The 9,001-nt window shown below is 66.4% G+C and carries 4 protein-coding genes and 5 pseudogenes; 3 read left to right on the plus strand and 6 right to left on the minus strand.

The features are described 5' to 3' along the window. Both BQ7477_RS04780 and BQ7477_RS12780 read left to right on the plus strand, forming a co-directional pair. Positions 1 to 312: KH domain-containing protein (locus BQ7477_RS04780; protein WP_200783475.1), on the plus strand; the 312-nt coding region annotated here is incomplete at its 5' end. A 19-nt stretch (positions 313 to 331) separates the two neighbouring features. Beyond that, positions 332 to 1,744: pseudogene (locus BQ7477_RS12780) on the plus strand (hypothetical protein); the annotation flags it as partial. 337 nt (positions 1,745 to 2,081) lie between these two features. Here the strand turns inward: BQ7477_RS12780 and BQ7477_RS04790 are convergent. The 3 genes and pseudogenes from BQ7477_RS04790 to BQ7477_RS04800 form a co-directional block, all read right to left on the minus strand. Next, the gene (locus BQ7477_RS04790) at positions 2,082 to 2,753 is read right to left on the minus strand and encodes a LutC/YkgG family protein (RefSeq protein WP_084795669.1); all 672 of its coding nucleotides are present in this window, start codon (positions 2,751 to 2,753) and stop codon (positions 2,082 to 2,084) included. 1 nt (position 2,754) lies between these two features. Further along, positions 2,755 to 3,837 (minus strand): annotated as a pseudogene (locus BQ7477_RS04795) (LUD domain-containing protein); the annotation flags it as partial. 20 nt (positions 3,838 to 3,857) lie between these two features. Then, positions 3,858 to 4,763 (minus strand): annotated as a pseudogene (locus BQ7477_RS04800) (L-lactate permease); the annotation flags it as partial. Between the two features lie 197 nt (positions 4,764 to 4,960). Between BQ7477_RS04800 and BQ7477_RS04805 the strand changes: the two are divergent. Further along, positions 4,961 to 5,884 carry an ATP-binding cassette domain-containing protein gene (locus tag BQ7477_RS04805; RefSeq protein ID WP_478209459.1) on the plus strand — a complete coding sequence of 308 codons (924 nt, stop codon included), beginning with the start codon at positions 4,961 to 4,963 and terminating at the stop codon, positions 5,882 to 5,884. Here BQ7477_RS04805 and BQ7477_RS04810 read toward each other — a convergent pair. The 3 genes and pseudogenes from BQ7477_RS04810 to BQ7477_RS04820 all read right to left on the minus strand — a co-directional run. Then, positions 5,874 to 7,226 (minus strand): annotated as a pseudogene (locus BQ7477_RS04810) (LutB/LldF family L-lactate oxidation iron-sulfur protein); the annotation flags it as partial. The gene BQ7477_RS04805 and the pseudogene BQ7477_RS04810 overlap by 11 nt on opposite strands. Position 7,227: 1 nt before the next feature. Beyond that, positions 7,228 to 8,025 carry a (Fe-S)-binding protein gene (locus BQ7477_RS04815; protein ID WP_073983024.1) on the minus strand — a complete coding sequence of 266 codons (798 nt, stop codon included), beginning with the start codon at positions 8,023 to 8,025 and terminating at the stop codon, positions 7,228 to 7,230. A gap of 322 nt (positions 8,026 to 8,347) precedes the next feature. Continuing rightward, a pseudogene (locus BQ7477_RS04820) lies at positions 8,348 to 8,899 on the minus strand (hypothetical protein). Positions 8,900 to 9,001: the final 102 nt, after the last annotated feature.

A 9,001-nucleotide genomic window follows, 5' to 3' on the forward strand; every position in this document is an offset into this window, starting at 1 on the left:
GCCCTGGAGGGCGTGCGCGACGAGCTGCCGCACTCCCTGGCCGTCCAAGTCGAGGAGATCATCGAGAGGCCGCGCCGCGAGGGCGACGACCGCCCGCCCATGCTTGACATTCACGTGAACGTCTACGTCGAGCGCGACTCCCAGAAGGCCATCATCATCGGCCGGAAGGGCTCGCGCCTCAAGCAGATCGGCACCCAGGCCCGCGCACACATCGAGGAGCTGCTGGGCCGGCGCGTCTACCTCGACCTGCACGTGCGCACCGCCAAGGACTGGCAGTCCGACCCGAAGATGCTGGGACGCCTCGGGTTCTGACGTGCCCAGCGTCATCCGCGTGCGCGGCGCCCGCGTCCACAACTTGAAGAACGTGGACGTTGACGTTCCCCTGAACGCCTTCGTTGCGGTCGCGGGCGTATCCGGGTCGGGTAAATCCTCCCTGGCCCTGGGCACGCTCTACGCGGAGGGATCGCGGCGCTACCTGGAGTCCCTGGCGACCNCCAACGTTGACGGGGTCCTAGCGATCATTCGTGAGCTTATTACTGACGGGAACTCCGTCGTCGTCGTCGACCACGACACACGTGTCCTGGGCGCCGCCGACCACCTCATCGAAATCGGGCCGGGAGCCGGCGCGGACGGTGGCCGCGTCATCTTCCAGGGCACTATCGACGAGGCCTCCCACGCCCCCGTTTCTCGCATCGGCCCGTACATGGCTGGGCTGCGTCGGGTTGAGCGTGTGGCGGGGGAGTCGGGTCGGGGCGCGGACGTCGTCGGTCGCGGCGCGCTTCACGTGGAGACTTCGCAGATACACACGGTGCGGCCCCTGAGCGTGGACGTACCCGTCGGCTCGCTGACGGCCGTCACGGGCGTGAGCGGGTCGGGCAAGACGACGCTCGTGCTTGAGTCGCTGGTTCCCGCACTGCGTGCGCGCCTCGCGGGCGAGCCGCTGCCCGCGCACGTGCGCGACGTGGACGGCGCCGGGATCTCCCGCGTCAACCTGATCGACGCGACACCCATCGGCGTGAACGTGCGCTCGACCGTGGCCACGTACTCGGGCGTCCTGGACGAGCTTCGCCGTGCGTTTGCGCGCACCGAGGAAGCTCAATCGGCCGGGGTGAAGCCCGGTGCATTCTCCTACAACACGGGTTCGCTTCGATGCCCCACATGCGACGGGACCGGGCAGATCACCCTGGACGTGCAGTTCCTGCCGGACGTGGACATTGAGTGCACCGAGTGCCGGGGGAGCCGCTACGGCGCGCAGGCTGCGTCGATTCGCCGCGATGGGTTTTCGTTGCCGGATATTCTGGCGATGAGCGTTGACGAGGCCCGGGTTGCCGTGCGCGGCCTGAAGAAGGCGGGAGCGCTCCTCGAGACGCTCTCAGGCCTAGGTTTGGGCTACCTGACGCTCGGCGAGGCGACGCCTGCTCTGTCCGGCGGCGAGGCGCAGAGGCTCAAACTGGCATCGGAAATGGGGAGACGGCAGGACGGCACGCTCTTCGTCTTCGACGAGCCGACCATCGGATTGCACCCCGATGACGTGCAGGTCCTCATCGACGTGCTCCAGCACCTCATCGAGCGGGGAGCGACCGTTCTCGTCATCGAGCACGACCTGGACTTGATCCGCTGCGCCGACTGGGTCATCGACATGGGCCCGGGCGGTGGCATCGAGGGTGGCCGCATCATCGCACAGGGAACGCCGACCGATATTGCAGCCAACGAGGCCTCGGTGACGGGCCGCTATCTGCGCTGACGGGGTCATCATTACCGGCTCGGCGCCCTGTGCCCGGGCTGGTTGTGGCGGTGAGTGGTTCGGTGTGCCAGTTCCGCGTTTGTTCTTGTGTCTTGGGGCGCTGCACCCGATCCGTAGGCAATGCACCTCTTCTGTTCGGGTGCAGCGCCCCATATCGGGTGCAGCGCCCCATATCGGGTGCGGTGCCCCCGTAGGCCCCAGCTGCGCATTGAGGAGCTGAGGGTGCCACTCATAGCGCCCAGCTGCCCCCGGCACAGAACGGCTCACGAAGAAGGCATAACGCAGCGCCCGGCTGCGCAATGGCAGCCGGGCGCGTGACGTTGTCAGAGCGAGACGTTCACTTGACGATGACGACTCGCAGGAAGCGGGGGCCGTGCACGCCGTTGACGCGGACCAGCTCGATGTCGGAGGTAGCCGAACCGCCGGCGATCCAGGTCATCGGACGGGTCGGGTTCTTTCCGAGGATGTCCACCGCCTGGGGGACCGTGGGCACGATGTCGGAGGCCTTGAGGACGACGACGTGTGTGTCGGGCACGAGGGAGATCGCGCGGCGGCCCTGGTCGGGCTCGCCATCAAGGATGATGGTGCCGGAAATGGAGATCGCGACGCGGCTGCGCGTGACGACCGCGTCGATTTCGTCCAGTTCCAGCGTGGGGATGGCATGCTCGCGGCTGTCCTCGCGGACCGTGCGATCGTCGCGGGCTGCGGCCTTCTTGAAGGCGTCGTCCAGGCCGGTGGGAACCACGACGGAGGTGGCCTTCTGGTCGGCCAGGAACGTCGAGATCGCGTCGGCGGCCTCGGACTCCTTGGAGACCACGACGACCTTCGCCGAGTAGTCCTCGAGCTTCTCGATCATTTCCTCGATGACGGCGTCGGAACCGGGCGCGTGCTCAGTGGAACGAATGTAGTCGCGGGGGATCGGGCGCACCGGACGGCCCTGCTGGGAACGGGAGATGGCGTCGCGTGCGCGCGCCAGAATCGCGGTCTTCGCGTCCATGGTGGTGGTCATGTCACGCCTCCTTCTGGGTCGTGCTGGTGGTCATGCCGTGTTCGGAAGCGAGCGGGAGTCCCGTTGCGGGGCGGTCCGTGCGCGGCGCGTTGGCGTCGGAGTCCTTGTGGGTGCGCTTCCACCACTGACGGAAGGTTTCCTTCGGGGCGACCGGCAGGTCGCGTGCGCGCGTCCACAGTGAGGCCGGGAATGGCAGCGCGCCGATCGAGCCCTTCTTGGCGAACAGGCGAGTGGCCTTGGTGCCGGTGCCGGCGGCCTTCCACAGGGTCGAGTTCGACATGACGGGGGTGGCCACGCCCATCGCGAGGTCCCACACGTCGGGCACGAGGTTGCGCTTGACGTCAACGGTGCGCGCACGCATGTGGATGAGGATCGTCGGGATGTCGATTTTGACGGGGCAGACCTCGCCGCACGCGCCACACAGGGAGGACGCGAAGGGCAGGGTGTGCACCGGGTCGTGCTCGTCGAGGCCCTGGGTGAGCTGCGGGGTGAGGATCGCGCCGATGGGGCCCGGGTAGACGGAGCCGTAGGCGTGACCGGAGGTGTGCTGGTAGACCGGGCAGATGTTCATGCATGAGCCGCAGCGGATGCAGGCGAGGGCCTGGCGGCCGATCGGGTCGGTCAGGACCTTGGTGCGGCCGTTGTCCATGAGGATGAGGTGGAATTCCTGGGGGCCGTCGCCGGGGGTGACGCCTGTCCACATGGAGGTGTAGGGGTTCATGCGCTCGCCGGTCGCGGAGCGGGGGAGCAGCTGGGAGAAGATCTCGACGTCTTGGAAGCGGGGGACGAGCTTCTCGATGCCCATCAGGGTGATGAGCGTGTCGGGCAGGGTCAGGCACATGCGTCCGTTGCCCTCGGACTCGAAGATGGAGACCGTGCCGGTTTCTGCGACGCCCATGTTGGTGCCGGACACGGCGACCTTGGCGTGCAGGAACTTCTTGCGCAGGTGGGCGCGGGCCGCGGCCGTCAGCTCGGTCGGGTCGTCGGAGAGGTCGCGGGGCGCGTCCTCCATGCGGTCCAGGAAGATGCCGCGTACTTCGGAGCGGTTGCGGTGGATCGCGGGGACGACGATGTGNCGGGGTCCCGCCTGTGCGATGAGGTTGCTCAGTGCGGCATGTAGGAGCCCAGCCAGCCCTGGGAGGCGATGAACACTAGGACGCACAGGACCAGGAGCAGGCCGATCGAGTAGGGGGCGGCCTTCTTGAGGATCTCGGCGTCCGAGCCTTCCGCGTCCACGGAGGTCGCGGCGATCGCCAGGTTCTGCGGGGACACGATCTTGCCGATGCCGCCGCCGATCGTGTTGGCGGCCAGCAGGATGTTCGGATCGAGGCCGGCGCCCGCGGCGGCGGTGGACTGTAGGTTCGCGAAGAGAGCGCCCGCCGAGGTCGCGGAGCCGGCGACGGCCGTTCCGATCCAGCCCAGGATGGGGGAGAGGAACGCGAAGGCGGCGCCTGTCGTCGCCAGGGCCGCACCGATTGAGGTGGTCTGGCCGGAGAAGTTCATGACGAAAGCCAGGGCCATGACGGAGGCAATCGTCAGGATCGCCATGCGCAGCGAGTAGATGGTGCGAGGCAGGACCGCGAACATCTCGCCGACCGAGGTCTGGAAGCGCCCGCCCGAGGAGTTCGTGCCGTAGACGATGGCGACGATGATACCGGTGACAAAGATCCATGTGCCGGGGTTGGACAGGATCTGCAGCGTGTAGATCGCGGCGGTCGACGGGGAACCGTCGCCGGTCAGCAGGTTGCCGTAGATGCCGGGCCACGGGATCTTCACGTCCGTGGACGAGAAGAAAGCTGCGACGGGCTTGGCCAGCTTCGTGATCGCGATGATGATGACGACGAGGACGTAGGGCAGCAGGGCCAAGCCGATACGCGAGCCGGTGGGCTTGTCGGACTCGTCGGCGCTGGTCGCGCACTCCGCGGGGGTCGTCGGACCCCACGCCAGCAGGAACACGTAGCAGGCCGCGAAGCCCAGCAGGGAGGCGACGACGGCAGTCAGCTCGTAGGAGNCATCTACCCGACGTGCGCTCCACCTTCGGCACCGCGACGGAGCTGCTCAACCACCTGCGCCTCCTGTTTTCGCGCGCGGGCTCCTACCTGTGCCCGAATGGTCACCGCGTCCCGCCCTCGCGAAACGTCGCCCTGGAGGCGCCTCTCACGTGCCCGCAATGCGGGGAGTCCTTCGACGGGCTCGGCGCTGAGGAGATGGCCTTCAACTCGGGCGGCGCGTGCCCGGTATGTGAGGGAACGGGCGTCCAGCGCGTCGTCAACCGGGCAGCCCTCGTGCCCGACCAGTCCCTGACCATCGACGAGGGGGCGGTCTCCCCGTGGGGCTCTCTCATGTGGAAGCTCATGAAAGACGTCGCCCGTGAGATGGGCGTGCGCACTTTCGTGCCCTTCCGGGATCTGACCGACGCCGAAAAGGCGATCGTCTACGAGGGGCCCGCCGAGAAGCGCCACATCGTCGTCGCGACCAAGACGGGCGGCGCGGAGCTGGACTTCACCTACTTCAACGCGGTCGCCACCGTCGAAAACGCCTTGTCGAAGGCAAAAGATGAAAAAGCGCTTGCTCGCGTCGAGAAGTACCTCATCACCCGCACGTGCCCGGCCTGTGGCGGTACGCGCTTGGGGGAGCGGGTGCGTTCGACGCTCATCGACGGCATCGATCTGGGTGAGGCCTCGCGCTTAACCCTCACGGAACTGCGCGAGTGGGTCCAGCGTGTCCCGGGCCTCGTTCCGGAGGAAGTGGCACCCATGGCCCGCGTCATTGTCGACGAGATGACTGAGCCGATGGATCGCCTCGTGCAGCTCGGCCTGTCCTACCTGTCCCTTGACCGCGCGTCCTCGACGTTGTCCAACGGCGAGCGCCAGCGCGTGCAGCTCGCGCGCGCCGTGCGCAACCGGACGACGGGGGTTCTCTACGTCCTCGACGAGCCGACCATCGGCCTGCACCCCTCCAACGTTGACGGGGTCCTAGCGATCATTCGTGAGCTTATTACTGACGGGAACTCCGTCGTCGTCGTCGACCACGACACACGTGTCCTGGGCGCCGCCGACCACCTCATCGAAATCGGGCCGGGAGCCGGCGCGGACGGTGGCCGCGTCATCTTCCAGGGCNGTTCGACATGACGGGGGTGGCCACGCCCATCGCGAGGTCCCACACGTCGGGCACGAGGTTGCGCTTGACGTCAACGGTGCGCGCACGCATGTGGATGAGGATCGTCGGGATGTCGATTTTGACGGGGCAGACCTCGCCGCACGCGCCACACAGGGAGGACGCGAAGGGCAGGGTGTGCACCGGGTCGTGCTCGTCGAGGCCCTGGGTGAGCTGCGGGGTGAGGATCGCGCCGATGGGGCCCGGGTAGACGGAGCCGTAGGCGTGACCGGAGGTGTGCTGGTAGACCGGGCAGATGTTCATGCATGAGCCGCAGCGGATGCAGGCGAGGGCCTGGCGGCCGATCGGGTCGGTCAGGACCTTGGTGCGGCCGTTGTCCATGAGGATGAGGTGGAATTCCTGGGGGCCGTCGCCGGGGGTGACGCCTGTCCACATGGAGGTGTAGGGGTTCATGCGCTCGCCGGTCGCGGAGCGGGGGAGCAGCTGGGAGAAGATCTCGACGTCTTGGAAGCGGGGGACGAGCTTCTCGATGCCCATCAGGGTGATGAGCGTGTCGGGCAGGGTCAGGCACATGCGTCCGTTGCCCTCGGACTCGAAGATGGAGACCGTGCCGGTTTCTGCGACGCCCATGTTGGTGCCGGACACGGCGACCTTGGCGTGCAGGAACTTCTTGCGCAGGTGGGCGCGGGCCGCGGCCGTCAGCTCGGTCGGGTCGTCGGAGAGGTCGCGGGGCGCGTCCTCCATGCGGTCCAGGAAGATGCCGCGTACTTCGGAGCGGTTGCGGTGGATCGCGGGGACGACGATGTGGCTGGGCATGTCGTCGGCCAGCTGGACGATCATCTCGGCGAGGTCGGTCTCGCGAGCGCTAATGCCCTCTTCCTTCAGGAACTCGTTGAGGTTGGTTTCCTGGGTGGCCATGGACTTGACCTTGACGATCTCGTCGACGCCCTTGGACTTGATGATGTCCGCGATGATGCGGTTGGCCTCGTGCTTGTCGCGCGCCCAGTGGACGATGCCGCCGCGGGCGGTCACGTTGCGTTCGAATTCCTCAAGTAGTTCGGGCATACGCGAGGCGACCTCGAACTTGACGGCCTCGGCGGCGCTGCGCAGGTTCTCCCAGTCCGGCATTTCTGCGACGCGCTGGGCGCGCTTGGCGCGGATCGTCCGGGTTGCGTGGCCCAGGTTGCGGCGCATCTGGGTGTTTGCCAGGGTCTTGTGGGCGCCCTGGGGGAACGTGGGACCCCAGCGGAGGGTGTCTTCGGGGATGGTGACGGTGGTGCGCCAGCCGCCGGTGTGGGCCAGTGCGTTTGCGTCGTCAGAGACCACGCCGGGCATGCCAATGAATGTTTCAGACATATCAGATCACCTGTGCGCTTTCGGGTGCGAAGGAGATGTTGCCCTCGAAGGGCTGGTCCTTGGTGGATGCCAGGATTTCGGCGAGGTGCATCGGTCGGATACCGGAGCTGAGGCGGGACAGGCCGCCGCCGACGTGCATGAGGCAGGAGTAGTCGCCCATGACCAGGACTTCGGCGCGCGTGGACATGACGTTGGTGACCTTGTCCGCGAGCATGGAGGTGGAGGTTTCGGAGTTCTTCATGGCGAAGGTTCCGCCGAAACCACAGCAGACTTCGGCGTCGGGCAGGTCGACGAGGGTCAGGCCTTCGACGGCCCGCAGCAGACGGTAGGGGCGGTCGCCGACCTTGGCGATACGCAGCGAGTGGCACGTCGGATGGTAGGTGACGGTGTGGGGGAAGTAAGCGCCCACGTCCTCCAGGCCGAGGACGTCGGTGATCAGCTCGGTCAGGTCGTAGGTGTGCGCGGCGATGCGCTGGGACTGCTTGGCCAGATCGTGGTCGCCCACGTGCTCGGCGACGACCTTCTGTTCGTGGCGTGCTGCGCCGGTGCAGGAGCCGGAGGGGACGACGATGGCGTCCCACTGGCCGTCGAGCACGGGCTCGAAGGCTTTGACGTGGTTGCGGGTGATTTTCGCTGCGTCTTCGAAGTAGCCGGTGTTGGCGTGCATCTGTCCGCAGCACACCTGGTCTTCAGGGAACACGACTTCGTGGCCGAGGCGTTCTAGCAGGGTGACCGTCGCCTGGGCTGCCTGGGGGAACATGACGTCTGCCAGGCACGTGGAAAAGAGAGCGATACGCACTGGGGATCCTTCCTCGTGGGTGCTGTCGTCCATCAGTATGGCTGGGTCCGAGGTCCCGGGGGGCCAATTGTGTGCTTTCTTCGATAGTCGGTGGGAGGAAGTGGCGTTATTCCACGGGAAAATCAAGACAAATCCCCCGCGAAAATTCGGTGCTGATGGGGGAATCTAGGACCTCTGGGACACGACTTAGAACAGGGTGATCTTGCGTTTATCGTTTCTTCATCGCCGCGTGCCCGCATGCGGCAACCCCGGCCTCGTTCGTGCTTGAACTGCGCTCCGAAACTTGGACGAGGCCGGGGCCGGGGATCGTGAGTGAGTGCCGTTAGCCCTTGATGGCTTCGCCTGTGACGATGATGAGGTTGCAGTCGGTGGAGGCTGCGAAGTCGGTGATGGTGAATGAACCCCATTTCGAGTAGATGGCGTCCTGGTTGGTCTGGAGGACGGAGTTCGCGTGGTCGGCGGGGATAGTGGCAAAGTGGCAGTCCTGGGGCACGTACTGATAGAGGCCCGGGTAGATGCCTGGTAGCAACGTGGTACTTCCGTCAGTCCCTTCCGTGAGTTTCGTGACCGTGTCTGTGGGGACGGTTGCGACTCCGGTTAGCCAGGCATGGGAATCGGGGGATGGCAAGCCGCGTCCTTCGGGGAAATTCGCGACGACAACGTGCCCTTTGGATGCCCCCAGGCCGGGCATGCGCTCGTTGAAGGAGTCGGTGCGTTCTTGAACCTCGATTGTGTCGTCGGTCTTGTAGGTGAACTCGGCGAAGCGCGGGTCCTCTGGAAGTCGTTCGCGAGACGAGGCCCCGAAGAGGTTTCATGCGGCGGTGAGCGCCACGACGGCGCCCAGTGTGACGATTAAGCGGAGGGGAGTCTTCACAGGGGCTGGCTTTCCTGGTCGGCGGGGAAACAGCGGGCGTCGCTGCGGGCTCATTGCTTCGAGGCTACAAGGATGCGGGAGATGAAAGCAAATGTGGCGGGG

The sequence above is a fragment of the Actinomyces bouchesdurhonensis genome (genome assembly GCF_900128465.1).
GTDB classification, from domain to species: Bacteria; Actinomycetota; Actinomycetes; order Actinomycetales; family Actinomycetaceae; genus Pauljensenia; species Pauljensenia bouchesdurhonensis.

What these genes read in the sequence shown, in the direction of transcription:
- BQ7477_RS04790 (WP_084795669.1), bottom strand. Translation starts at nt 2,753, where the DNA reads ATGACCACCACCATGGACGCGAAGACCGCGATTCTGGCGCGCGCACGC.